Origin of the sequence: Streptomyces sp. LUP30, from assembly GCF_001746365.1 — a bacterium.
Classification (GTDB): Bacteria; Actinomycetota; Actinomycetes; order Streptomycetales; family Streptomycetaceae; genus Streptomyces.
In genome coordinates this window covers 120,095-144,932 of record NZ_MJAJ01000014.1, presented here as the reverse complement: position 1 = coordinate 144,932, position 24,838 = coordinate 120,095, and the positions used below count along the sequence as shown (strand labels likewise).

The following is a 24,838-nucleotide window of genomic DNA, read 5'->3' as shown; positions in this document are numbered from 1 at the left end:
CCTCACTCTCGCGTTTCCGGGCCGTCGCCCCGGAGCTCCGTGAGTCCCACGCACCCGGGCCGCAGGCATGAGGCCCGCGAGAGGCACGGGCCGTGTGGAGCACAACGGAGGCCACCTCTTCTTCAGGACGGCAGGCACGGGTGAGGCTCTGGTCCTCCTCCATGGGTTCACCCTCGACCACCGTCTCTGGTACCCGCAGATCGAGCGCTTGCGAAGCCGCTTCCAGGTGGTCGCCTACGACTGCCGGGGATTCGGACGGTCATCGGTCCCCACCGGCTTCTACTGCCCCGCCGACGATCTGCGGAGTGTGCTCGACCATCTGGGGATCGCCAGGACCCATCTGGTCGGGCTGTCGATGGGAGGCAGGATCGCGGTCAACTTCGCGACGGCCCATCCGGAGCGGGTGGAGTCTCTCTGTCTGCTGGGCAGCGACGTCGGGGGTCACCGGTTCTCCTTCGACTGGGACCCCGTGGGTGACACCCTCGAGGCGATGCGCGCCGCATGGCTCGCGCACGACGTCTTCGGCGGGATCCGGTCCTCGCCCGCCCTGTTCCGACAAGTCGAGGCGATGGTCGCCGACTACACCGGCTTCCACTGGCGTGCGGACGACCCCCGGGAGGCCGATCTCGACGCCGTCGGCCGGCTGCACCGGATCACGGCACGGACCTCGGTCGTCGTGGGCGAGCACGATCTGCCCGACTTCCATGTCATCGCCAGGCTTCTGGCCGACCGTATCCCCGAGGCCGCTCTGACGGTCGTGCCCGGCGCCGGACATCTGCTCCCTCTGGAGTGCGCCGATGTATGCACCGAGCTCATCGCGCGTCATCTCGACGACTCCCGTGCCGGCAGCCGGTCGGCCGCGCCCGGTCCGAGGTGACGCCTCCACTCCCCGGACCAGTACCATCCCTTGTCGAACCCGAAGATCACCGGCGGACGGTCCAGGCCGGCGACCGCACGCCAGAACGCGTCGACCAGGCCGCTGTAGCGGACGGCGGACCAGAGATCAGCCCGTGTGAAGGGCGGCCCGTCGGTCCTGACCACACGGATGTCGTACCCACCGCGGTAGTGGTTGCCTCCCACCGCGAGCGGCTCGCGCCACAGCTGTGCGCCCGGCGCCCTGATCGAATGGCGGACACCGGCGGCGACATGTCCGCCGTGCCAGAGGTGGGCGTGTTCGGCGAGGTCGGGCATGGTCGGGGGAAAGAAGTAGTGCCGGTCGACAGGCACCTCCGCGCGAGTGAAGTTGCCCGGGACGAAGTGCCACCGGTTGTACTGCATGCGCTGACTGACCGACCACAGCAAGGTGACCAGCTCGTGCTCCGGCCGCCGCCCGGCGAAGTCGGGATGCGGGAGCACGCAGCAGAAGAAGTCGGGCTTGCGCAGAGCGAGCACTCCGGACGTCCGGTCGGGGGCCACGGCCCGCAGCCGCGTCAGATCACGGACGGCGCTGGTCATTCCGTAGTCGGCCCGCAGATCCCGTACGGCCGCCATGACGATCGACGCCAGCAGCTCTTCCACGTCTCCTCCCTCCGCCGCCAGCTCCACGACGGCTCGCGAGACCACCGCTTCGGCGGGCAGTCCTGCGGGGTTCCGCATGGCGGGAATCCCGCGCGCCAGGTCGCCGAGGGTCGGAGGAAGGAGGGCGTGGGCCCGCTCCGTGGCGGGGACCTTCGCGAGGACCTCCCGTTTCCCGAAGGCCGGCGCGGAGATCCGGCGGAAGCACACCGTTGCGGAGGCGTTCACCGCGGTCCTGAGCGAGGCCGTCTCCATCGCGAGCTCCTGAAACGGGCGTCCCGCCGTGTCGGACTGGACCGGAACGCCCAGCGACGCCGCGTAGCGGCGCAGACGGGATACCAGCCATGTCCTCAGGCCAAGGGCGCTCAGCTGCCGCCCGTTGAACTCCTCGAAGCAGATCGGCCCTCCGGCGGTGAACAGCAAGTGGGCCGCGGCCACGAAGAGCCGGTCGGCCCGCGGCCAGTCGGCGACGGGTACGTCGGCAAGTCCCGCGAGGACCCTGTCACGCAGCAGGGTGTTGCTGGCCGCGTCGGACCTGGAGTAGATCCGCCTGCCGACATAGACGAGAACCGTCTCGACCCGGTCGATCCAGTCGACGACCTGTCCGAGGCGCTCGGTGAGCGTGCCCTCCTTCTCCCATGCGTGGAGTATCCGGTCCAGTTCCCGCTGTTCGATGAGTTCTTCCTGCCGCCAGGCGGTGTGGCGTTCCTCCGCCCGTTCCCTCGCCGCCTCATCCAGGCGCAGCGTCGCGAGAAGGTCGGCCTCCGGCGTCCCGTCGAGTTCGTCGCGCAGGAGAAGGGACAGCTTGCCCTGCCGTGAGTAGGCGACGAAGAGATCGCCGTCCTCGGCGGACGGAACGGACAGCCGTAGCCGTTCGTCCCCCATGATTTCGTGGAGCAGGTGCCGTTCGCGCTCGGTCAGACCCGCCGACGCGTCCGCGTAGGGCAGTCGGCCGCCCACGGTGAGGAGCCGGATGAGTGTCGTGTAGGCGGGCCGGTCCTGCCCTGCCTCGCGGCGCAGTTCCTGGAACAGGTCGTCCGCGCGGAACCGGGCTTTCCCCTGCTTGGCGCCGCCCATCAAGCGCTCTCCCGTCCTTGGCGACCGTTGATGTCGCCCGCCCTGATCATGATTTCCTGAGGCACCCGGCCGGCGGCCTCGAGCGCCGCCCCGATCCTGGTCCGCCACTCGTGCGTGAGCCGGTCGGGAATGCGCCGTCGGCTGGACTCGACGACCCCCTCGCAGGCCGGTGTTCCGCACGAACACGCGAAGGCCCACGGCTCGTCGAAGCGGAAGGTCCGGTAGTCACAGCAGGCCTCCTCGCCTCGGCGGATGTCGGCGACGGCGATCCCCACGGAGAGGCCGAGGTCCAGCACCGCCGGCCGGCATGAGTGGTTGAAGAGGTGGGCACCGTGGCAGGGGGTGAGCAGACCGGCGTCGGCACGCCGGTAGCCGTATTCGTGGAGCCAGTCGATCACCGCGGGCGGCGCGGTGCGCTGGCTGCCGGTGTCCATGACACGGCAGCGCGGGCAGGGTGCCCACAGGGCGGTGCCCAAAGGGATGTCGGCCAGGGCGATGATCCCGGAACCATGGATCCTGCTGATACCGGGGTGGAGCGACGAGTGGAGTGTCATGTCAGCCCCAGGATCGAGGTGAGCAGCCGTTCCGCGTCGAGGACGTCGGCCCTGTTCCCGCCGACGACGAGGTAGCGCCATCTGCCGTCGATCTCGGTGGTGTCGGCGGTGAGGACCACCCTGGTGGTCCCGTTCGCGAGACCGGCGGCTTCGATGGCGCCGACGGCGGTGTCGAAGTCGGGGCCGCGACGCCCCTGGCGGACGTCGGCGAGCCAGGACGGCGACGCCTCGCCGGTGAGACGGCGCGCGAGTTCCTCCAGATATGTCCCGCCGGTACGACGGACGTTGGCCTCCGTCACGACATGACTGTCCGCGAGGAGACAGCAGTCCACGTCGAAAACGCCACGGAAGCCCTCACCGTGCAGCCACGAGCCGATGGCGAGCGCCGCCTCGTGCGCGACCGCGGCGCCCCGCGGATCGGCGGGCGCCGTCATCCCGGTCCAGGCGTTGTTCACGGTCCTCTGATCGCAACTGGAGAAGGGCACGGGCCCGTGCTCCTCGACGATCATCTCGACGCTGGGCACCGAGACGAAGTCCAGGAACTCCTCGTAGACCCACCCGCATCCGCGCTCGTCCGCTTCCACGACTCCGGTGATCTGATCGGTCGGGGACCTCGGATGGTCGGCCCGCACGACCACGGTCCCGTACCCGTTGGACGAGCGGTCGATCTTGACGATGGCCGCTGGACGTTTCTTCAGGAAGTCCTCCACTCGCGCGCACAGTTCCGGCAGGGTCGCGGCGTGACCGCCGGCCGCGACCGGCAGCCCGAGGGCCCGGGCGATCGAGCGGAACCCCCGCTTGGTGTTGATCTCGCGGACGGCGCGCACCGTCCTCTCCGTGGGGATCCCTCGGTAGCCGGCGACCGGGGTTCCGGTCCGGGCGGCGAAGTCGACGGTCCTGCGGTCGAGGACGAAGGGCAGGAGCTGCGACCGTGACACCACCTTCTCCACCGCGCCTTTGTGCTCCACCAGGTCGAGGGCGTGGCCGGTGAAGATCTCCTCGGGCTGCACCAGGTCGATCCGCCCGAGGTCGATGCCGAGAGTCCGTTCCACGTAGTCGCGGAACGACCGGCTGCAGGGTGCCAGCACGACCAGGCAGTCGTCCGGACGTGCGAGCCACAGTTTCCTCGGTGTCACCGATGCCATGGTCCGCGCGTAGGACGGCGGCGCGTTCTCGATCATGACATCGTTGACCAGATTCCCCAGCACGGTCCGGCTGCTCACCACGGCCTCCTTCATGTGGTCTCCTCGGAGGGTTCAGAGCGGCGGGCGTGGAGCACGGCGTGCCCGGCGTACACCCAGCAGACATCGACGTCGGAAAAGCCGGCCCCGGCCAGCCAGTCGAGGTGGTCGCCGACCCGGGAAGGGCGATCGACGGGATCGGGGAACCTGAAGGTGTTCCATCGGGCCGCCTCGAAGGGAGCGGTCGCCTCGGGCTCCGTGGCACGGACCTCGGCGTCCCAGCGGTCGGCGGCGACGGCCAGCGGGCCCCGGCCCACCGGCAACACCAGATCGGCCATCACGAAGGACCCGCCCGGTGCCAGCGAAGCGCGCACCAGCCGGTAGAGAGCCTGTTTGGCGCGGTCATCGAGATGATGGACCGCCAGCGAGGTGACGACCGCTCCGTAAGGGCCGTCGGCCATGGCGCCGCGGTCCTCCATACCGGCATGGCGCAGGGTGACGCGTCCCGGGAAGACCGCGAGCCGGTCCCGGGCGAGACGGAGCATGCCCGCCGAGGCGTCGACCGCGGTCACGCGCACCTCGGACAGCCGGCCCAGGATGTGTTCTGTCAGCCTGCCGTCGCCGCAGCCCAGCTCCAGGACGTCCGGCCGCGGCATTTCGGCGAGCAGGTCGCAGACCACGTCGAACTGCTCCTTCCTGCGGGGCACGAAGGCGTCCCCGTACCGCACGAACAGGGCGGTGTCGTCGTCCTCCCAACCGGTACTCATGTTCCGCTCCTCACGGTCAACGCCCCCTGCTCCGCGAGCCACCCGGCGACCGTGCGACAGCCCGCCGGAACGTCCGGGCCCCCGTCCGGACACAGCACCCCTTCGGTCAGCCAGTCGCGGATGTCCGCGCGATCGGGCACCCGGACCGAAGCTCCGAGCGCGGCGACCCACAGGCCCCGGCCATCGCCGTACCAGAGCACCGGCGATTCCAGTCGTGCCGGGCCGCGCACCCGGGCGGTGCGCACGGGCGGCCCCCCGGCGAATGTCTGCGCCGGCGGCCTCATGCCGAGTCCGGAGAGCGTGGCCAGCAGGTCTCCGGCGCTGCCGTCCGAGGCCAGATGACTGCGGTACTCCTCCAGCCAGTCACCCGGAACCTCGCCCGCGAAGCGCTCCGCCCAGGAGCGCAGCACCGGTCCCCGACGCGCCGGCCCCCGCCCGTAGGCGGCCACGTTCAAGGCGAGGGAGGGGCCGTTTGCCGAGCGGCCGACGTGCCAGGTCCCCGCCTGCCAGGCGAAGCCCTGCTCCCGCGCCGCCGTGAGGCTCTCGGCCCGGTCGCGGTGGTCTCGCGGATCCAGGCCGGGCAGGTACTGTTCCTGAGCTCCGCTCCCGGGATCCCTGTCCTCCCTGACGACCGTTCCCTTCGGCGGCCAGGCGTCCTCGGTCCAGAAGTCCATGGCCTTCTCGCCCTCGACGACGAGGTGGAGGTTGGAGCAGGCCTCCCGGTGGATGCCCCCCGGCGTCTGCCGATACCGGCCGTAGAAGATTTCCGCCTCGACCCGTCCCTGCGGCAGCCCCCGGGTCGCGAACCAGGGTTCCAGCCCGCCGACCAGGGCGCGGAACAGCGTCCGGTCACAGGTCTGAGCGGCGCTGGCCCAGGCGAACAGGTCGTCCGCCGCTCCGGCCGCCGTCCGCCCGTCCGACCACGCCGCCGGTCCGGCGAGTGCACCGCGTACGAACAGCTTCGTGCGGCGCGCGGTCGGGGTCTGCGCGTCCGTGGCGAAGGCCCGGTCCAGTGTCCGGCGCACGCGTCCGGCACTCACCTCGGGAAGGTGCCAGAGCACGCGGGAGACGGAAGCATCCGCCGGGTGGGCGGCGATGGCGAGCCGCACTGCTGCGGGCCTCACCGCTCCGACTCCTTCGGCACCGGCGGGTAGCGGTGACGGGCTCCCCCGCGGTCCGTCACCAGATACGAGCCGTCCGCCGAGCGTTCGAGGGAGGTGCCGGCGATCGGTACCTTTCCATGGCCACCCGGTATGTCCAGGACGTAGGTCGGCTGGCAGAGTCCCGAGACGTCGCCGCGCAGCTGATGCACGAGGTCCCTGCCCTCTTCGATGCCGGTGCGAAAGTGCCCCGTCCCGCGGGCGAGATCCGCGTGGTGCAGGTAGTAGGGCTTGACCCGGTGCTCGACCAGTTTCCGGAAGAGCTCCTCCAGCACACTCGCGCTGTCGTTGACGCCTCGGAGCAGCACGGTCTGGCTCAGCAGCGGGATACCGTGGTCGGCCAGTGCCCCCAGCGCCGCCGACGCCTCGTCACCGATCTCCTGGCGATGGTTGCAGTGCAGGACGATCCAGACCGGTGTACGGCGTCTGAGGACGGACAGCAGCCTGGGCCGGATCCGCTCCGGAGCGACGACCGGAACCCGGGTGTGGATCCGGACGACCCGCACATGGGCGATGGCGTCGAGCCCGTCCAGGATCCGGTCCAGGCGGGCGGGCGGGAGCATTAACGGATCGCCGCCGGTGAGGATGACCTCCCAGATCTCCTCGTGGTCGCGGACGTAGTCGAGGGCTGCCGCGAGATCGCCCTCCGGCAGGACGCCGTGCTCCGGGCCCACGGCCTCCCTCCGGAAGCAGAAGCGGCAGTAGACGGGACACATCCCCAGGGGCTTGAGGAGGACGCGGTCCCGGTAACGGTGGGTCACGCCGGTCACCGGGCTGAACCGGTCGTCGCCGATTGGATCGCTGAACTCCTCGGCGGACTCGATCAGTTCGCTCGCCGTGGGCACGAACTGTGCGGCGACCGGGTCGCCCGGGCCGTGCCCCAGGCGGCTCCTGACCGCAGGGCTGATCGCGATCGCGTACCGCCGGGCCACCTCCTCCAGGGCCGCCTCGTCCGAGGCGAGGCCGGCGGCCACGAGGCCGTCCACGGTTCGGATCGTCGTTCGGTCACCTGTCATGTCGCTTCCGCCCTCCGCTCGTTGCCGACGCTTCCAGGGGACCGCCGGGCGTCGCGTGGGCTCAAGGGCGATGTCGCAGGTCCAGACAGGTTCGGACAACTCCGTTGTCCGGCCTTCGCTATGCTGCCCGGGGAGCCCTACGCATCTGCCCTGGCGGTTGACCTTGCCTGACGACCTTCCCGATCCCCGGCGCATCGCGACCCGCAAGGACTTCGGTCGTGAACTGACCCTCGTCAAGGACGCCTCCGGTCACACCATCCGGCGCCTCGCCGGCGAGCTCGGTATTCCGGCCAGCACACTCGGCGGTTACTTCGCGGGCACGCACCTCCCCAGCCTTCAACCGCCGGGCCTGCTGCTGCGCTTGCTCCGCATCTGCGGGGTCGCCGATCCCGGGGAGCTGAAGGAATGGCACCGGGCCTACTGGCGGGTCAAGCGAGCGACCGACGATCGCGCCGGCCAGGAGACCCGCGAGCCGGAGACCGACCAGGCCGGGTATCCCGAGCCCTCGACGTCACCACTGATCGCCGACGGCTCCCGGCTCGTCTCGGTCTCCACCCGTCCTCCGGTGGGACGGCTGGGCGGGGACCCGGAGATCCGGGGCCGCGAAGCCCTGGTGGGCGTGCTCGTCACCGCGATGGAGAGTTCTTCGCTGCTGCGCGACGAACCGAGCGTCCACGTCCTGCACGGGCTCGGGGGCTGCGGCAAGAGCACTGTGGCTCTGGCTGCGGCGCGAGCCGCCCTCGCCGCAGGTGTTCGCATCTGGTGGCTGGTCGCGGACGACGTCGCGGTGCTCACGGCAGGGATGCTGTCGATCGCCATGGAACTGAGCGCCGACCCGGACGAGTTACGTCTGGGCAGCCTTCAGGACATCGTGTGGCGGCTGCTCGAAGGACTGGAGGAACCGTGGCTCCTGGTCCTGGACAACGCCGACGACCCGCCGGGCGCGCTCTCCCTCAACGGACGTCCGGTGACCGACGGCACCGGGTGGCTGCGGGACGCGGCGCACAGTCTCGGCACCATCGTCGTCACGAGCTGCGACAGAAGCGAGTCGAGCTGGGGTGCCCCTCCCCCGTCGTGGCTCGCGCTGCACGAGGTCGAATGCCTGCCGCCGGCCCTCGGTGCGGACGTGCTCATCGAGCTCGCGGGCCGAGGGGGCGATCCCGAGGCCGAGGCTGAGGCCGCCGCGCTCGCCGAGCGGCTCGGCGGGCTCCCTCTGGCCCTGGTCCTCGCCGGCCGCTACCTGGCCGAGATCGCCGAGATGCCGCGGAGCTGGATCACACCCGACCTTCCCCTGGGGTTCGGAAGCTACCTGGAGGTCCTGGACCGGGGAGGAGAACCCGCGGCACTCCTGGCGGCGAAGGCGGGAACCCCTCCGACCAGGCCGGAGCACGTGACGGTCGGCCGGACCTGGGAGCTGTCACTGGACCTGCTCGCCGAGCGCGGCCTGACCGAGGCCCGCAGAGTGCTACACCTTCTTGCCTGCCTCGGCTCCGCGCCCGTTCCCTACGAACTCGTCCTGAGCGCGGAGACCATCTCGGCCTCGTCGCTGTTCGGCCCGCTGTCCCCCAGGCTGACCTGGGAGACGCTGCGTGGGCTCGAAGCACTCGGGTTGCTCGACTTCACCACGTCGTCGGCCGGGGAGCCGAGCGGAGGCGGGACGACTCGGCTGCTCGTGCTGCACCCCGTGGTCCGGGACGTCTCCCGGTGGCACGTCGACGTCCGCGCCCTGAGCGGTGACTTCGTCGCCCTGACCGTCGCCCTGCTCAGCTCGGCGCTGGAACACAGCGATCCCAAACTCCCGCAGGACTGGGCGCGCTGGAGCCTGCTCACCGACCACTGTGCCGCACCGCTCGACCTGATCGACGACCATGGTCTGGAACCTCCGGCGGCCCCACCCTCGGCCGTGGACCTCGCGAACCGAGCGGCGGGATATCTGCGCGCCGTCGGTCATCTCGGACGCTCCGAGGCCGCCTACGTCCGGGTCAGGGCCACCGCGGCCCGCATCCTGTCCCCGGACGACCCGCGTCTGCTGGCGGTCACGCACGACACCGCCCGGCTCCACTACGACCAGGGCAGGCTCCGTGAGGCGGAGAAGGAGTTCCGCGAGGTGGTGGAACTTCGGGAGCGACGTCTCGGCCGTGATCACCCCGACACGCTGACCTCGCGGCACCACCTCGCCCGGACCCTGCTCGGACGGGGCATGCTGGACGAGGCCGGGGTTATCTTCGAGAGTACGTTCCGCGTACGGTCCAGGATCCTCGGCGTGACCCATCCCGACACACTGACCAGCCACAACAGCATCGCCGATCATCTGAGCGCCATGGGGAACCACTCCGCCGCACGACAGGTGTACGAGCGCGTCCTCGCGCTCAGGACCGAGCACCTGGGCCCGGAACATCCGGCGACGCTGGTGACCCGCCACTACCTGGCACAGACGCGCTACCGCCTGGGCGAGCACACCGGGGTGGTGGAGGAGCTGCGGGCACTGGCCGACACCAACAGCGGGCTTCGCGGCCCGGACCACCCCAGAACCCTGTCCGTTCTCGGGACGTTGGCCGATCTGCTGCACGACTCCGGGCGGATCGAGGAGGCGAAGGAACTGGCGACGTCCCTCGTCGAGCGGCGCCGCAGGATCCTGGGCAACGCTCACCGGGCGACCCTGGCAAGCCGCTACCGGCTCGGGCTGATCCTGTTCGATCTCGGTGAACTGGACAAGGCGGAGGAGGCCCTGACCGACGTACTGGTGGATCGGCAACGCGCCTACGGACTCCGTCATCCCACCACCGTCATGACGCAGGAAACCCTCGCCGCGGTACGCCGGCATCGTGCCTAGGCCCCCGAGACGTACGGTCCGTCTTGGGGTTCCCGCGGCGTGATGACACGGTTCAGGCCTCCGCCGTGCCCATGCGCTGCCTGGCCATCTCGACGTAGCGCGGTTGGCTGCTCGTCAGCCCGAGGACGCCGAGTGCCAGCGGGGCGAAGGCGATCGCGTTGAGCACATGCTCTCGCAGTCCGGGCCAGGCAGGGCCGCCATGGCGCCGATACCCCTCCATCAGGCGGTCCCAGGTGGGGGGATCGAACTTGCGGGCGGCCTCGACGAATTCCTGTCCCGGATCGCCGATCTCCGCGTCCGTCCAGTCCAGCACACCGGTCAGATCACCGTCGGAGTCGACGAGCGTGTGCCCGGGGTGCAGGTCGCCATGGATCAACACGGCCTGGGGCGACCACAGTCGGTCCTCCGCCAGCCAGCGAAGGCCCCTGTCCCACCAGCTCTTGTGCATGCCCAGTTCCGTGCGGCCGATCTCCAGGCGCGTTCGGAAGACTTCCCGGACCGCGTCCGGGCCACGTACGGGGATGCCGGTGTCCCTGAGTTCTCGCAGGTCCGTCCCGTGCAGCACCGCCATCAGCCGGGCGAGTGCGTCGACATAACGCTCCGGCGGGTCGGTACGGTCGATCCTCCAGTGCAGCTCGTGGGTGCGGACGTCCTCCGAGGCCGCGGGTTCACCGGGCAGCATCGGGTAGGCGATCAGGTCCGGGCCTGCCACGGCCCACTGCGGCACCGCCACCGGAAGGCACGGTCCGACGAGACGGAGCACCCGTGACTCCGCCTCGATCGCCGCCGCGAGATCCGCCCGGCGCGCCCGCCGGAGGATCCACGCCGTCCCATCCCGCCCGAGGACGCGGACGACGTGGAAATCCCATCCGGTGTCGTCCGGCACGGCGGTCTCCTCCCGCAGGACGAGCCCATGGCGACGCGCGCTTTCCAACAGGAGACAGGAGATCTCCTCATCCCTTTGCATGTCGATGCCTTTCCCGGCCTGTTCACTGATTCTCCGCGCCTCCCAGTCTGCCCGAGCGCGCACTTCCGGCTTTCCCTTCCGTGAGGTCCGGACAAGGCCGTACAAGGCCGCACGAGGGCGAATCCTTGCTCGATCCGAACTCCGTTGCCAGCATAGGCACATGCTCCCCACCGACAGTCATGTCCATACGGAATGGTCCTGGGACTGCCTCGCCGGGTCGATGACGGCGTCCTGCCGAAAGGCCGTGGACCTCGGGCTCCGGTCGATCGCCTTCACCGAACACACCGACTTCACCGCCTGGCTGATCCCGCCCGAGGCGATCGCGACCATGCCCGAGAAGTACCAGGAAATGGTACGCGCCGACGGTACGCTTCTTCCGCCTCCCCTCGACGTCATGGGATATCTCTCCTGCATCGAGGAATGCCGAACTCGATTTCCCGGACTGCGCATCCTTTCCGGACTCGAACTCGGAGAGCCTCACTGGCATTCGACGGAGGTGAAGAACATCCTCCGGAGCGGCACCTTCGATCGTGTTCTGGGATCGGTGCACTCACTGAGGGAAGGGCCGCATGCTCTGGTCGTCGAACGGCTCCACGGGCTCCGCCAGCCCGACGAACTCCTGCGCGACTACCTGGCCGAGGCGCTGGCGATGGTGGAGGGGTCGGACGCCTTCGAGGTGCTCGGCCACCTGGACTACCCTGTCCGCGCCTGGCCGGCGGAGGCGGGTCCCTTCGATCCGGGCAGTTTCGAGGAGGAGTTCCGCGGTGTCCTGCGGGCGCTCGCCGTGGCGGGCCGGGTCCTCGAGATCAACACCGCTGTTCCGCTGGACGCCCTGATCGTTCGCTGGTGGCGTGAGTGCGGCGGCAAGTGGATCAGTTTCGGGAGTGACGCCCATGAACCCGGCCAGGTCGCCCGCGACTTCGCCCGGATGGGCGCGCTGGCCGAGGGTTGCGGGTTCCGCCCCGGACGGAACACCAGCGACTTCTGGCGGCGGAGTTGACGATCGGCCGCTCCCCGGTCGAGTGACCGACATAATGGGGCCCTCAGCCCCTGGCGGGGATCCTCGGCAGGAAAGAGGAGAAGCCTCATTGCCCGGCACAGCGGCGGCGGCCGTACTCGACCTGTTCGTGGAAGAGCCCGTCCTGGGCAGCGACAGCCGCTTCTTCAGGGAAGCGGGGGTCGCCTTCGGTCACCCGACCGTCGGGCCGATCGGCGACGACGAGCTGCCCGAGCCGGTCACCCGCCGTCCCGATCTGCGGAAGCGTCGCTTCACCGCCCTTCATCTGCCGTTCGACCTCGAAGAGCTCAAGAGCGGGCAGCGATACGTCAAGGCCATGGTGCGGCTGAGCTTCGACTGTGATGTGCGGGCCGTGACGGTCTCCTGCACCTCCTCCGACGAAACCGTCGAGGTCCGTACCTTCGGTGTGGGCCGCAATCAGCTGAGTTGTGTACTCTCCGGGCGGCAGGACGGAGCGGGCTTCGCGCCGTCCGCTCAGCTCGCCGCCGCCGTACTGGAGGCGCCGCTTCGTCCCACCCTGGTCACGGGGACGATCGACGCCTCGGTCACCTTCACGCATCGGCAGTTCGGTGTCAGCACCCGCAGACAGGCCGAACCCGAGCGGCCCCTGCGGTTCAGCCTGGACCTGGCCACCGGTTCCTACGCCATCGACGGGGCCGGATAGAAGGTGCCGAGCGGTACCACCGGCGCCCAGTGGTGGACCCGCTCCGATCGGGCGCCCTCCTGAGAGAGCATCCAACGGGTGGCCGCCAGAAGGGCGTCCGGCAGCGCCGCCCCGGTCGTCGTGTCCAGCACGCGCTCCACGTAGAGCGAGGCGGGGACCGAGTCGGCCAGCTCACCGACCGTCGCCATGATCTCGGACGAACCCGCGGCGAGTGCCAGTGTGGCGAGGCTGAGCGGGTCCGTCGGGCCGTGCCCCGGTATGGCACCGGCCCAGCAGGCGATGAACACGAGCAGATCGGGGGAGCGTGCGCCCACCAGGTCGACCGGCAGCAGCCACTCGTCCTGGTCGAGTTCCAGATAGTGCCCGAGGCCCGGTGTCGGGCGTCCATGGCCGGCCACCACCATGGCCTGTCCGCCCGACCTCAGTCGTTGCTTGGCCTGCGCCGGGGTGCTCAGCACCGTCACGTCCCAGTGGGAATCGTTCTGGAAGGCCGAGAGCCGGTGGTGACGGACGAACGGGCTGCGCCACAGGTCCACCTGACGGGCTCCGGCCGGGGTGGACGGCTTTCCCCGTGCCGCGAGTTGCCTCTGCACTGTCAGAGAGGGGCAGAGCACATAGGCCGCGCCTTCGCCGAGGACCCGGCCGTCCGACAGGGGAACAGCGCCCCAGGGCACGAGCCACAGTTCCCCCACCGGGATGAGGACCAGCCGGGCACCTGATTGCCCGGTCAGCATCTCGTCCACCGGTGCGGGGATCATGTCGCGCAGAGAGGCGAGGTCATCGAGCCTGAGGTCGGCCCGCTCGTCGCCGTCACCGCCCAGGAGCTCCAGCATCTCGACGGTGCTGTCGGCCAGTTCCGTGACGCCGAGGTGGCAGGTGCCGTCCGGCTCGCGCCAGAGCCAGCGGAGAAGACGACGATCCCTCGGGTCCAGGAGCGTCTGCACCGTGTGGCAGCCGCGCGGGAGCGCGTCGAGCAGGGCGTCTCCCTCGTCCCGCGGCGGAAGGTAGACCGTGGCCAGCAGGTCCTCGAGCGATGCCTCCGCCTGGGGAACCAGCCCGTGCCTGACCCCGACGGCACCCAGCAGCCTGACGATCCGCTCCCTGCGCGCCGACGGCGCCTCACCGTCCGATGTCCGGCCGGCGGCGCCGCGCCGATGCCCGATGAGTCTCTGATCGGCACGGACGAGCAGCTCCTGGAGCAGGTTCAGCTCGGCGGAGGCCGTCGTCGCCCGGGCCGCCTCCTCGAAGAGCCCCGCGAGCCTCCGCCCCGCGAGGCAGTCGGCCGCGACCGCGAAAGCGGCCGGCGAGCCGTGCCGGGTGGCGGCGTCGAGCGCCCCGGCGTAGACGCCTCGGAACCTGTCGCGGTACTCGCGCTGGGAGCGGTCGTCGCTGTGCGTCGCCCGGTACTCCTCGACGGCTACGAGCGCATCCATGCACGCGCTCAGCACGTCATCGCCCCTGCCCAGTTCCTCATAGGCCTCGGCGAGACGGTGGTAGGCCTTGCTCACTCCCAGGATGTCGTCGAGATCGCGGTAGGCCGCGAGGGCGGTCCGGAAGCGGACGACCGCGTCCTTCCAGTCGGCGCGTGCCCTGGAGACCCGGGCGAGATCCTGGAGCGCGTGCGCCCGGCTCAGTCGCAGGCCGGCCGATTCGGCGGCGTTCAGGCTCTCCTGATAGCGGCGCTCGGCGTCGTCGATCTCGTAGGCGTCCAGGTGCACGTCGCCGAGACCGCTCAACGCATTGGTGAGTCCCATCGGATTGCCCGCGGCCGTGTAGGCCTCGTGTGCCCGCTTGTACCATGTCCCGGCCTCCGGGCGGCGTTTCAGGCGGTGCAGGACGACCGCGGCGCGCAGGGCCGCGTTGCCCTCGCCGATCGGGGAACGAACCTCCGTGAACATCGCATATGCGCGCAGGGCGTGCGCGACCGATGCTTCGAGGTTGTCGAGGCGCTCGGCGCATTCGGAGATCCCGAGTGCGCAGTTCGCCGCGTAGAGCGGATCGCCCAGGGCGTTCGCCAGCTCCGACGCCTCCTCGAACCTGGTGCGGGCGGTCCCGGCGGAGTGTGCCATCAGCGTGACGTGCCCGAGATGGACCAGGGCGCGGAGCCGACCGAACCGGTAGCCGTCGGTGTTCGCGATCTCCAAGGCCGCCTCGTACTCGCGTGCCGCACTCTCGATGTCGCCCACGGCGAACGCGACGTCGCCCAGCCCCACTCGGGCGTTCACCGTGACGACCCGCAGCGACGCCGAGGTCTCGTGACCGAGCAGCTCGGTGAAGATCCTGGTGGCCGCAACGGAGTCGTTGGCTCGCACGGCCATGTCCCCCTGGTCGTCCAGGGAGACGCTCGCCTTCCAGTCGGCGAACGACAGTCCGCGATCGCAGGGTCCGGGAGACGCTTCGGGGTCCCGTAGATGCCGGTATCGGCTGCGGAGCGCCACCGCTCCGGGGGGTTCGAGCCCCTCGACAAGGGCTGTCCGCTCGCTCCTGTCCTCGGCGACCCAGGCGGTGTACAGGACTCGGGAAGCGGGATGGTCGGCGATGTCGCTCTCGTAGCCGGCGTTCACCGCTCGACCCTCCCCTGCCTGAAGGTGAAGAGAAGCCTCTCGACCAGTTCGTCGGCCACCGCGCTCCCCCGACGCACCAGTTCGTGCCGGGCCAGGACACCGTCGGCGGGCAGCCTCAGCGGACCGGCCGAGCTGCGGGATCTGACCGTCTCGTGCGGCACGGCATGCGCCGGGCCCTCGGAGACGACGAGACCCCCGGTCTCGACGCCCAGGGCGATCCCGAATCCTTCGGGTGCGGGTGCCGGTACGCGCAGCAGGGCGTCCAGCAGTCTGCGCAGCCGTATCGCCAGGTCGGCCCGATCGAGGATCGCGCCCGAATCGTCGTGTGGCAGCGCGGTCCAGGCCGAACGCTGCCCGCTGCGGGTCACGGCCAGCCCCGCGCCCGAGGATCCGACGGCTGCGGCCGGACCCTCCTGCCGGACCTCCTCGTCCTCCGTGAACAACCGGGCCTCGCGGCCCGCCGCCACGAGACCCTCCTTCAACGCTTCCCAACGGGTCACGGCCAGCCGCTCGACGGGCGGGTGGGGGATCAGGTGCAGTTCGACGGCCGTGCGCGCGGCCGTGCGTGGCCGCACGAGATCGGGGATCCAGGCCACCGGGAGGGGTTCGGGCAGCGTGCGCCAGGCGGGCGGAGTCACGGCGACCGGCGGGGCCGATTCCGGATCGGGGGCGGGAAGGCCCGGCATACCGACGAACCGGTCGGCCGCCCGGGCGGCGAGCCGGAGGAACCAGGGGTGATCCGCCCTGTCGGTGGATTTGCGCCCGAGAAACAGCATCGCGCACCCGGCCAGGGACAGCAGCCGTTCCCGCCGCCATTCCGGTTGGAGGCCGGAGCCCTCCAACCAGCCGAGGAACGCACGGTCCATACTGGTGATCACCTCGACCAGCCAGCCCGGGAGCCGTCCGGCGTGCGCCTCGTCCGGTGCGATCACATAGTCCAGTAAGGCCTCCCGCTGCGGGGCGGACAGCGTGTCCATGCGACGGGCGAGGACGTAGAGCAGCAGGTGCGCCGGATCGCGGGTCACGGGGCCGTCGGGCTCGTAGAGCGCGAGGTCGATGAGGTGGAACTTCTCGGCGTCGATGGCCGGATCGACGCGAACGAGGACGTTGTCGGTGTGCAGATCGCCGTGCGTGCGTCCGACCAGACCGCGCACGATCCGCCGATCGCCGAAGAGCGCGCCTCTGGCCAGCGCGAAGGGGTTGACCAGTGGGCGCCGCTCGCCAGCGATCTCGATACGGTCCGTGCGGTGCTCCATGGACAAGGCGTGCAACCGGCCGCCGGGTTCCAACTGGTCCTGAATGTGCAGGCCCAGGAATTCCGCCACCGTGAACGCCTGTCGCGCCTTGCGAGGACGACCGTTCCACGGTTGGAGCACCCCGCTGACGACCGCGCCGCAGATCTCTGCGAAGTCCGTTGATGTACAGGGGATCTCGGTGGTGTCCCCGGCCGGTATCCCGAGCATCGAGTTCAGCAGCACCGTCAGCACTTCGACGCTCTCGATGTCGTCGCCCGCGATCTCCTGGAGGGTCATGAAGCGGCCCTTGCCCAGCCGAATCGGGTCCCCTTCGAGCTTGGTCAGGTGCTCTTTGGCGAAGTCCGGCGCCTCGGCGTAGGCGTCGCGATGCCGGGCGTACTCCGTCGCTGTGAGCCGGGTCGTCGTGTCGTCGGTGATGGGGACCTTGAGCAACAGACGTCGCGTGCTCAGGGTCCGATGGTCCGTCTCGAGGACGATCGCCACGGGGGCCCGGCTCCGGCCGTTCACCAGCCACCGGTCGAGCTCGTAGTCCCGCTTGTGCAGCGCCGCCATCTCGGTGAGCGCTTCGACGGCCGACGCATCGAGCCCTGCCGCGAGCGCGTCTCCGACGATTCCCTCTTCCATCGCTTCTCCGTGCTTGTCATCGCGGGCGCCGGCGTGGTCAGGCATGGGCGGGATTCTACTTTCCGGGACCGCCTCTCATAGGGGTTCCCGGCCAGCCGTACAAGTCCGGACAGGCTCGGGAGGAGGGCCCACGGCTTCGGTGATTGCCGGTGGCCGAGCAGCCGGTTCAGGCTCTCCGCTGCCCGTACGGCGGAGTCTCCGCAGCAGTTGTCGACCAGGACGTGCACCTGCCACACCTTCTCGCCAGCGGCGCGGAGTCGCGCGGCAGCCACTCGGCGAGTCAATCGTCGCGGTAGGGGTGGCGGAAGCGCTCCTCCTTACCGCCGGTTCCCCACGCGAGGTTGCGGCTGTGGAACTGTCAACCCCCTCGCAGCGTGGAGAGGATCCATGCGGCCAGTCTCTCGGCGAAAGTGGCCCAAGTGCTCCGACGCGAAGGGGTCGCCGGATCTGTCGGCGCGCGCACGGGCTAGAGGTTGTCCTGTATGGGGTGTGAGTTATCCGGTGAGGGCCAGGTTGTGGAGCCTGGCGATGCCGAGCATGGCTTGGTGCACGCCGTTGCCCTTGAGCCGGCAGTCCCGCAGGATCCTCCAGTTCTTCAACCGTGACAGGGCGTGTTCCACGCGCGCTCGCGCCCGGCGGTGGACGGCGTTTTCCCCTTCCTGCTGCGGGCTGAGGTGCGTCTGGCCTCGTCGTTTGCGGTGCGGGATGAGCAGGCCGGTGCCTTGGTAGCCTCCGTCGGCGATGGTCGGTGCACCGCGGCAGGCCCGGTCGACGCCGGACTCCGTAAACGCCCGGCAATCGTTGCGGCTGCCGGGCAATGGCAGGCCGATCGTCACCACCAGGCGGTTGCTGGCGTCGACGACGACCTGCAGGTTGGTCGAGTACCGATAGTTCTTGCTCGAGGCGGCGATGCTGCGGTCGCGGGTGGGCACCAGGGTGCCGTCGACGATGTAGACGGTGTCCTTGCGCGGCCGACGCGCTGGCGAGATGGCCAGCAAGGGCGCCAGGTGGTCCAGGATGCGGTCGGCCGCCGACTTCGAGACCCGAACAAAGGCGCCACCTGCCGCAACGTGAGGTTCGTGCGCCAGTACGTCGCCACTAGCAACACCCGGTCCTCCAGTGGCCGCCGGCGCGCTGGCCGCCGGCCTCACCGCACCAGCGATCGCCGCGCTCACCGCCGCCCGGACCGACCTCGACCAGACCCTCTCCCCCGACGTTCCCTAGGATTTGGCCGACCTCGAGGCCGCTGCCGAGAGCTACGGGTACGGCTACCACGGTCGGGAACCCACCCGCGTCCTGGCCGACCTGGTCACCGACTTCACGACCCTGCGCCCGCTCCTCACGGTCCCGCAGCCCGCACCGGTGAGGGCCAGGTTGTGCCGGACGGCCAGGCGGATGGCCGGGATGACCGCGACCGTCCCGCACGACCTGGGCAGCCGCCGGGAGTCACGCGCCTGGTTCGCCACCGCCGTCCGGGCCGCCGCCGAATCGGGCGACCCGCAGCTGCGCGCGTGGAACATGCTAGGCGCAGTTCCGCTGGTCGGGGTGATGTAGAGGCGGTCGTGCTCGCGGGTGGTGTGGAAGCACCAGGCCCTGCCGCTGCCCTGCTGCTCCTGTTGTTCCGTCAGTTCCCGTGCGGAGCCAGTTTGATCATGGTTGAATGCTGCGCGCCGCGGCGCTCGGGGTGGGGGCTGATGCCGCCATCGCCCGCCCTCTCTCTTCGTGATGTGACGCGCGCCACATCGACCCCATGTCACGAACGGAAAGGCAGCTTGCGTCTCGTGGTCGTCCGAACGGCGGGAACGACCGACATGAGAGGCAGCAGAGAGATGAACGCGACAGCAGCACAGCAGCACGAGGTCCTGGTCCTGGGCGCCGGCTACGCCGGGCTCTCGGCCGCGATCCAGCTCGCGGCTCGCACCAGGAAGCGTGGGAACCTGCGAGTGACGCTGGCCAACCCCTACGACACCTTCACCGAGCGGCTCCGACTCCACATGACCGCCACCGGCCAAGAGACGGCCGAGATGAACATCCCGGAGCTGCTGGACGGCACCGGGGCCGGCTTCGTCCGCGGCTGGGTCACCGCCGTGGACGCCGAGGCGAAGACCGTCCGGATCGACGACGACCGGGTCCTGCACTACGACACCCTGGTCTACGGCCTGGGCAGCATCGCGGACACCGTTGCCGTCCCCGGCGTGGACGACCACGCCTACACCCTGAACAGCCCGGAGGACGCCGCCCTCCTCGCCGACCGGCTGACCCGGCTCGACGGCGGGACCGTCGTGGTCGGCGGCAGCGGCCTCACCGGTGTCGAGGCCGCCGCGGAGATCGCCGAGCGGCATCCAGAGCTCCAGGTGGTGCTGCTGGGCCGGCGGGAGCCGGGCGCGAGCATGCACCCGAAGGCCAAGGCCTACCTGGATTCGGCGCTCGCCCGGCTCGGCGTGCAGGTGCGCAGCCGCGTCGAGGTGGTCAAGGTGCTGCCGGACAGCGTCGAGCTCGCGGACGGCTCCAGCGTCCCGGCGGCCGCGGTGCTGTGGACCAGCGGCACCCGTGTCTCGCCGCTGGCCGACGCCGCCGGCCTGACCGTCGACGATCGCGGCCGGGTGGTCACCGACAGCGCGCTGCGCTCGGTCTCCCACCCGGGTGTCTACGCCGTGGGCGACGCGGCGGCGATCCGCCAGGGCTTCGGCGTGATGCACGGGACCTGCCAGGGCGGCATGCCCACCGGCGTGCACGCGGCCCTCTCGATCCTGCGGGTGCTGGCCGGTAAGGAGCCCAAGCCCTTCCGCTTCGGCTATTACCACACGCCCGTCAGCCTGGGCCGGAACGACGCCGTCGTGCAGTTCACCCGCCCCGACGACAGCCCGCGCCGGATTGTGCTGACCGGCAAGCGGGCCGCGAAGTACAAGGAGACGGTCACCGCCGCACCGTGGCCGACCTTCGCCCGCATGAAGAAGATGCCCGCCTCGGGCGGGTTCTGGCCGCGCGGCGGCAGCTACACCCGGATCAGGAGCGCCAAGTGACCCAGCCGCAACAGGTCGGCCCCGACCAGCTCGCCTTCCAGCAGTTCCGCCCCCTGCTCTTCTCCGTCGCCTACCGCATCCTCGGCACCGCCACCGACGCCGAGGACGCGGTCCAGGACGCCTGGCTCAAGTGGTCGTCGGCCGACCGTTCCCAGGTCGCCGACCCCAAGGCCTACCTGGCCCGGATCGTCTCCAACCTGGCGATGGAGCGACTTCGTTCGACCCGCCACCAGCGCGAGACCTACATCGGGCCATGGCTCCCCGAGCCGATCCTCACCGGCCCGGACACCGCCGACGGCGTCGCCACGGCGGACTCGGTCTCCATGGCCCTGCTGGTCGTCCTGGAGACGCTGAGCCCTCTGGAGCGCGCGATCTTCGTGTTGAAGGAGGTCTTCGCCTTCAGCTACGCGGAGATCGCGCAGGCGGTGGAACGCTCGGAGACGGCGGTCCGGCAGGGCGCGCACCGCGCCCGCAAGCACGTCCAGGCCCGCCGGCCCCGTTTCACCGCGGACCGCGCCCGCCAACGCGACGTCACCGAGCGTTTCTTCGCGGCGACGGCGGGCGGCGACATCAACACCCTCATGGAACTGCTCTCCCCGGACGTCACGCTGTGGACCGATGGCGGCGGCAAGGTCCGCCAGGCCCTCAAGCCGGTCGTCGGCCTGGAGACCGTGGCGCGTTGGTTCGCCGCGCTCGGCACCGTGACCTACCAGGGCATCGAGCCCGGGCAGATGCGGGCAGAGCTCACCTCGATCAACGGCGGCCCGGGCATGGTCTTCCGCGGGCCGGACCGCGTGATCGCCACGCTGACCTTCGATTTCGACCCGGAAGGCCGCATCTCGACCATCCACAACGTGGCCAACCCCGACAAGCTCCACGCCGTCGCGAACGGCACTCGGCACGAACTCTCCTGACCGCCCGATCGTTGTCGTCACCATCCGCACCCTCGCCATCAGCCAACTCGCCATCCAGATCCGCACCCTGATGATCCTCGGCCGCCACCAGCAGACCACCGCACGGCCCTCCCTCATCGTCACTGGACCCGCCGCAGCCGACAGAACCACCGTCCTGCTGAAGGTCGGCCGCACCTGCCACCTCGCCCATCTGCAAGAACCCGCCCCCGCCCAGGTCAGGCCACACCACGGCACCCGTGGCGTACGTCCTCGTCACGCCCGGTCTGGAACAGCACGACAGCACTTCAGCTAGCCGCGCAGCGGCCCCGGCGCGCTCATCCGAACGGGGCGCCAGCACCACGGCTGGACGCTGGCCGTGCTCGCTGACCGCATCGGCTGCTCGCCCGCAACCGTCTCCCGTCTGGAGCGCCGCACCCGGATCGCCGTCCCCGCTGTTCAGCAGCCTGCCAAGGTGGTCAAGGACTGCGGCGACGTGCACGTCCTTGTGAGGCCAAACCCCAACTGATTCCACCCCCTGTCCGGGCCGGGCACACGCCCCAGCCCGGACACGGCGAAAACTCCGACGGGAACGCAACCCCTTGTCAGGGTCATGGCCCTCTTCTACAGTCCCGGATACGTGGGAGCGCTCCCACAGTTGCGATGCTCCAGCGCTCACTCCGAGAAGAGTCCCATACGAACGTCACGGCGCCCCGTCACGAAGAAGGCGGATCCCCCCATGCAGCTTCTTCCGATCCACCGCTCGCCCGCCCGAAAGCGCGTTGCTGTGTTGCTGGCCGCCCCGACCATGCTCGTCGCGGACAGCTGTGCCGAGAGAGTGATCATGCCCATGACATTACGCGTGCGCCGCCACCGGCTGCCTCTGTGGGCATTGGTTCTGACCGTGGTGGCGGTTGCCCTTCCCGCCATCGCGACGTCACGCGCACAGGGCGCGGCCACGGGCTGCACGGTCACGTACACCACCAACGAGTGGTCCGGCGGCTTCACCGCCCAGATCCGCGTCACGAATCTCGGCGCCGCCCTGAACGGCTGGCGGCTGGAGTGGGCCTACGCTGGCGACCAGCAGGTCACGTCCGCGTGGAACGCGCAGGTCACCCAGTCGGGCAGCGCGGTGACCGCCGTGAACGCCGCGCACAATGCCGTGCTCGCCGCCGGCGGGTCCGTGGACTTCGGCCTCCAGGGCACCTGGCGCACCACCGACCCCGCCCCCACCGCCTTTGCCCTCAACGGTGCTCCGTGCGGCGGAACCGCGACTCCCACGCCGACGCCGACGGCGACATCCACCGCGCCGACCGAATGCGCTGGGGCCGGGGCGACGATCTGCTCCGACTTCGAGGACCAAGCCGGCACCGTGCCCTCGGGCGCCTGGCAGACCACGGCACCCGACTGCCAGGGAACGGGGAAGGTCAGCGTCGACACGTCCGTCGCCTACAGCGGCACCAGGTCGCTGCGCGTCGACGGCGGCGCCGGCTACTGCAACCACGTCTTCGCAGCCTCCACTCGCGATCTGTCCTCCGTCGGGCCCGTGGTGTACGTGCGGATGCGGGTCCGGCACACCACCGCCCTGCCCATCAACCACGTCACCTTCGTGTCCATGCCGGACGCCTCACAGGGCAGCAAGGCGCTGCGCGTCGGCGGGCAGAACGGCGCGCTGCAGTGGAACCGCGAGAGCGACGACGCGACGCTGCCGGAACAGAGCCCGGCGGGTGTCGCGCTCAGCACCCCGCTGGCTACGGGCCGGTGGCTGTGCTTAAGGTACGAGATCGACACCACCGCCCAGTCCATGCGCACCTGGGTCGACGACCAGGAGATCGCCGGACTGCGCGTGGATGGGGTGCCGACCCAGAACGTCGACGGGCAGTGGCTCGCCCGCAGGACCCCTCCCCGCCCCACCGGCCTGCGCCTGGGCTGGGAGAGCTACGGCACCGGGGACGACACTCTCTGGTTCGACGACGTGGCCCTTGGCTCCTCACCGATCGGCTGCTGACGCCCGCATGGAATGTGCCGGGACGACAGGATCTGAACGCGCGACAGTTGTCGATTCCTTGATCCGTGCGGCGCGCAGCACCCGCCTGGTGGACCGGTCAGCTGCAGGCCCTCGGCCTGGGCCCTGGCTCACCCGTCCGTCGATCAGATGAGTATCGAGGCTCATCGATCCCTCACGTAACAAGGAGATCAGGTGAAACGTCGTCACACCTTAATAGCCGCCGGCGCCGCCGGTGCACTGATCCTGGGTGGCCTTGCCATCGCCGCCCTGCCCGCATCGGCATCCGCCACCGGCTGCTCGGTCGTGTACAAGGTGCAGAGCGAATGGCCGGGAGGGTTCACCGCGGATCTGGCCATCAAAAATCTCGGCTCACCCGTGCGAGGGTGGACCGCGACGTTCGACTTCCCGGACTCCGACCAGAAGGTCACCAACGGCTGGAGTGCCACCTGGGCACAGTCCGGAACCCACGTGTCCGCCACCAACCTCGACTGGAACGGGACGCTGGACACGGGCGGGTCGGCGTCCATCGGGTTCAACGGTGCGTGGAAGGGCGCCAATCCGCAACCCGCATCGGTTGCGCTCAACGGCGTGACCTGTAGCGGCTCGGTGACATCCCCGACCCCCAGCCCCACCACCACTCCGACCGGCGGCCCCAGCGGTCCGGCCCCGGAGCTGAAGGTTTCCGGCAACAAGATCGTCACCGCGAGCGGCAAGCCGTACCGGCTGCTGGGTGTGGACCGCTCCAGCGGTGAATACGCTTGTGTTCAGGGCAAAGGACTGTGGGACGGCGGCCCGGTCGACCAGGCTTCCGTCGACGCGATGAAGACCTGGAGCATCCACGCGGTACGGGTGCCGTTGAACGAGGAATGCTGGCTCGGCCTCAACGGCTCGCCCCAGGGGACCGCTTACCAGCAGGGCGTCAAAGATTACGTCAACCTGCTGGTCGCCAATGGCATCACCCCGATCCTCGACCTGCACTGGACGCGGGGCGCCTATACCAACGGGCCGGACTGGCACTGCAAGGACGCCACCGCGACCTGCCAGAAACCCATGCCGGACGCGCAGTACGCCCCCCAGTTCTGGACCGGTGTCGCCAACGCCTTCAAGGGCAATGACGCCGTCGTCCTCGATCTGTTCAACGAGCCGTACCCGGAGATCGCCGCCGACTGGGACAAGACGGTCGGCTGGCAGTGCTGGCGCGACGGCGGCACCTGCACGGGCTTCCCGTACGAGACGGCCGGCATGCAGGACCTGGTCGACGCGGTCCGGGCCACCGGCGCGACCAACGTCCTCATGCTGGGTGGCCTTGAGTGGGCCAACGACATGCGCGAGTGGCTGACGCACATGCCGAACGACCCGCTGAACAACATCGCCGCGTCATGGCATTCGTACAGCTTCAACGCCTGTGCGACAGTGTCCTGCTGGGACAGCCAAGTCGCGCCGCTCGCCCAGCACGTGCCGGTCGTCATCGGTGAGTTCGGCCAGGACAACTGCGGCTTCGACTACATGCACCAGTTGGTGGACTGGGCCGACGCGCACAACATGAGTTATCTCGCGTGGACCTGGAACCCCTGGGGCTGCAGTAATGGTGGCGTGCTCATCAAGGACTGGGCGGGCACCCCGGAACCCGGCGTCGGAGAGGGTCTGAAGGCCCACCTGATCAGCCAAGACCCCTACTCGACCCCATAACCGAGTGCCCAGGTTCTCGCCCGGGTCCAGCC

The 24,838-nt window shown here is 70.0% G+C and carries 19 protein-coding genes and 1 pseudogene; 10 read left to right on the top strand and 10 right to left on the bottom strand.

Annotated features, from left to right (window positions below; genetic code table 11):
- Positions 1 to 94: 94 nt before the first annotated feature.
- Positions 95 to 877, top strand: a complete 783-nt coding sequence (locus BG482_RS14665) for an alpha/beta fold hydrolase (protein WP_069769443.1) — start codon at positions 95 to 97, stop codon at positions 875 to 877.
- Here the strand turns inward: BG482_RS14665 and BG482_RS14660 are convergent.
- From BG482_RS14660 to BG482_RS14635, 6 genes are read right to left on the bottom strand one after another with little or no spacing between them, the layout of a single operon-like run.
- Positions 823 to 2,592, bottom strand: coding sequence for a hypothetical protein (locus BG482_RS14660; RefSeq protein ID WP_069769442.1), 1,770 nt, complete (start codon positions 2,590 to 2,592; stop codon positions 823 to 825). The two genes, BG482_RS14665 and BG482_RS14660, sit on opposite strands and share 55 nt — an antisense overlap.
- Positions 2,592 to 3,146: a hypothetical protein gene (locus BG482_RS14655; RefSeq protein WP_069769441.1), complete on the bottom strand. Its 555-nt coding sequence runs from the start codon at positions 3,144 to 3,146 to the stop codon at positions 2,592 to 2,594. The genes BG482_RS14660 and BG482_RS14655 overlap by 1 nt, the downstream gene beginning before the upstream one ends.
- Positions 3,143 to 4,384, bottom strand: coding sequence for a hypothetical protein (locus BG482_RS14650; RefSeq protein WP_069769440.1), 1,242 nt, complete (start codon positions 4,382 to 4,384; stop codon positions 3,143 to 3,145). The genes BG482_RS14655 and BG482_RS14650 overlap by 4 nt, the downstream gene beginning before the upstream one ends.
- Positions 4,381 to 5,094 carry a trans-aconitate 2-methyltransferase gene (locus BG482_RS14645; RefSeq protein WP_069769439.1) on the bottom strand — a complete coding sequence of 238 codons (714 nt, stop codon included), beginning with the start codon at positions 5,092 to 5,094 and terminating at the stop codon, positions 4,381 to 4,383. Before BG482_RS14645 ends, BG482_RS14650 begins: the two co-directional genes overlap by 4 nt.
- On the bottom strand, positions 5,091 to 6,218 hold the full coding sequence (locus tag BG482_RS14640) for a hypothetical protein (RefSeq protein ID WP_141746595.1): 1,128 nt from the start codon (positions 6,216 to 6,218) through the stop codon (positions 5,091 to 5,093). The genes BG482_RS14645 and BG482_RS14640 overlap by 4 nt, the downstream gene beginning before the upstream one ends.
- A complete protein-coding gene (locus BG482_RS14635) occupies positions 6,215 to 7,270 on the bottom strand; it encodes a lysine-2,3-aminomutase-like protein (RefSeq protein WP_069769437.1) in 1,056 nt (351 codons plus the stop codon). Before BG482_RS14635 ends, BG482_RS14640 begins: the two co-directional genes overlap by 4 nt.
- A 163-nt stretch (positions 7,271 to 7,433) precedes the next feature.
- Here BG482_RS14635 and BG482_RS14630 point away from each other — a divergent pair, with 163 nt between their 5' ends.
- Positions 7,434 to 10,103, top strand: coding sequence for a tetratricopeptide repeat protein (locus BG482_RS14630; protein WP_069769436.1), 2,670 nt, complete (start codon positions 7,434 to 7,436; stop codon positions 10,101 to 10,103).
- 52 nt (positions 10,104 to 10,155) lie between these two features.
- Here BG482_RS14630 and BG482_RS14625 read toward each other — a convergent pair whose 3' ends face one another.
- Positions 10,156 to 11,070, bottom strand: coding sequence for a macrolide 2'-phosphotransferase (locus tag BG482_RS14625; protein ID WP_176741379.1), 915 nt, complete (start codon positions 11,068 to 11,070; stop codon positions 10,156 to 10,158).
- A 160-nt stretch (positions 11,071 to 11,230) separates the two neighbouring features.
- Here BG482_RS14625 and BG482_RS14620 point away from each other — a divergent pair, with 160 nt between their 5' ends.
- Together BG482_RS14620 and BG482_RS14615 are read left to right on the top strand one after the other, a co-directional pair.
- Positions 11,231 to 12,070, top strand: coding sequence for a PHP domain-containing protein (locus BG482_RS14620; protein ID WP_069769434.1), 840 nt, complete (start codon positions 11,231 to 11,233; stop codon positions 12,068 to 12,070).
- Positions 12,071 to 12,158: 88 nt separating this feature from the next.
- A complete protein-coding gene (locus BG482_RS14615) occupies positions 12,159 to 12,752 on the top strand; it encodes a hypothetical protein (protein ID WP_069769433.1) in 594 nt (197 codons plus the stop codon).
- On the opposite strand, the gene BG482_RS43450 is transcribed toward BG482_RS14615, so the two are convergent.
- The 3 genes and pseudogenes from BG482_RS43450 to BG482_RS14600 form a co-directional block, all read right to left on the bottom strand.
- Entirely contained in the window at positions 12,728 to 15,316 is a 2,589-nt protein-coding gene (locus BG482_RS43450) for a tetratricopeptide repeat protein (protein ID WP_069769432.1), read from the bottom strand. The two genes, BG482_RS14615 and BG482_RS43450, sit on opposite strands and share 25 nt — an antisense overlap.
- Complete coding sequence (locus BG482_RS43935) at positions 15,313 to 17,241, bottom strand: hypothetical protein (RefSeq protein ID WP_176741378.1); 1,929 nt, start codon at positions 17,239 to 17,241, stop codon at positions 15,313 to 15,315. The genes BG482_RS43450 and BG482_RS43935 overlap by 4 nt, the downstream gene beginning before the upstream one ends.
- A gap of 449 nt (positions 17,242 to 17,690) precedes the next feature.
- A pseudogene (locus tag BG482_RS14600) lies at positions 17,691 to 18,319 on the bottom strand (transposase); the annotation flags it as partial.
- Positions 18,320 to 18,423: 104 nt separating this feature from the next.
- On the opposite strand from BG482_RS14600, the gene BG482_RS14595 reads away from it, so the two are divergent.
- From BG482_RS14595 to BG482_RS14575, 6 genes are all read left to right on the top strand, one after another.
- Entirely contained in the window at positions 18,424 to 18,750 is a 327-nt protein-coding gene (locus tag BG482_RS14595; RefSeq protein ID WP_069769430.1) for a hypothetical protein, read from the top strand.
- A gap of 257 nt (positions 18,751 to 19,007) precedes the next feature.
- On the top strand, positions 19,008 to 20,219 hold the full coding sequence (locus tag BG482_RS14590) for an NAD(P)/FAD-dependent oxidoreductase (RefSeq protein ID WP_069769459.1): 1,212 nt from the start codon (positions 19,008 to 19,010) through the stop codon (positions 20,217 to 20,219).
- The gene (locus BG482_RS14585; protein WP_069769429.1) at positions 20,216 to 21,133 is read left to right on the top strand and encodes an RNA polymerase sigma-70 factor; all 918 of its coding nucleotides are present in this window, start codon (positions 20,216 to 20,218) and stop codon (positions 21,131 to 21,133) included. The genes BG482_RS14590 and BG482_RS14585 overlap by 4 nt, the downstream gene beginning before the upstream one ends.
- Positions 21,134 to 21,488: 355 nt before the next feature.
- A complete protein-coding gene (locus BG482_RS46165; RefSeq protein ID WP_370745788.1) occupies positions 21,489 to 21,638 on the top strand; it encodes a helix-turn-helix domain-containing protein in 150 nt (49 codons plus the stop codon).
- Between the two features lie 321 nt (positions 21,639 to 21,959).
- A complete protein-coding gene (locus tag BG482_RS14580) occupies positions 21,960 to 23,117 on the top strand; it encodes a cellulose-binding domain-containing protein (RefSeq protein WP_069769458.1) in 1,158 nt (385 codons plus the stop codon).
- Between the two features lie 192 nt (positions 23,118 to 23,309).
- Entirely contained in the window at positions 23,310 to 24,806 is a 1,497-nt protein-coding gene (locus tag BG482_RS14575) for a cellulase family glycosylhydrolase (RefSeq protein WP_079141817.1), read from the top strand.
- The last annotated feature ends 32 nt before the right edge of the window (positions 24,807 to 24,838 follow it).

Excerpts from the sequence above, each read along its gene's own strand:
- BG482_RS14655 (WP_069769441.1), bottom strand. The coding sequence starts at position 3,146 with ATGACACTCCACTCGTCGCTCCACCCCGGTATCAGCAGGATCCATGGT.
- BG482_RS43935 (WP_176741378.1), bottom strand. The coding sequence starts at position 17,241 with ATGCCTGACCACGCCGGCGCCCGCGATGACAAGCACGGAGAAGCGATG.
- BG482_RS14620 (WP_069769434.1), top strand. The coding sequence starts at position 11,231 with ATGCTCCCCACCGACAGTCATGTCCATACGGAATGGTCCTGGGACTGC.
- BG482_RS14625 (WP_176741379.1), bottom strand. The coding sequence starts at position 11,070 with ATGCAAAGGGATGAGGAGATCTCCTGTCTCCTGTTGGAAAGCGCGCGT.
- BG482_RS14580 (WP_069769458.1), top strand. The coding sequence starts at position 21,960 with ATGACATTACGCGTGCGCCGCCACCGGCTGCCTCTGTGGGCATTGGTT.
- BG482_RS14635 (WP_069769437.1), bottom strand. The coding sequence starts at position 7,270 with ATGACAGGTGACCGAACGACGATCCGAACCGTGGACGGCCTCGTGGCC.
- BG482_RS14660 (WP_069769442.1), bottom strand. The coding sequence starts at position 2,592 with ATGGGCGGCGCCAAGCAGGGGAAAGCCCGGTTCCGCGCGGACGACCTG.
- BG482_RS14645 (WP_069769439.1), bottom strand. The coding sequence starts at position 5,094 with ATGAGTACCGGTTGGGAGGACGACGACACCGCCCTGTTCGTGCGGTAC.
- BG482_RS14590 (WP_069769459.1), top strand. The coding sequence starts at position 19,008 with ATGAGAGGCAGCAGAGAGATGAACGCGACAGCAGCACAGCAGCACGAG.
- BG482_RS14650 (WP_069769440.1), bottom strand. The coding sequence starts at position 4,384 with ATGAAGGAGGCCGTGGTGAGCAGCCGGACCGTGCTGGGGAATCTGGTC.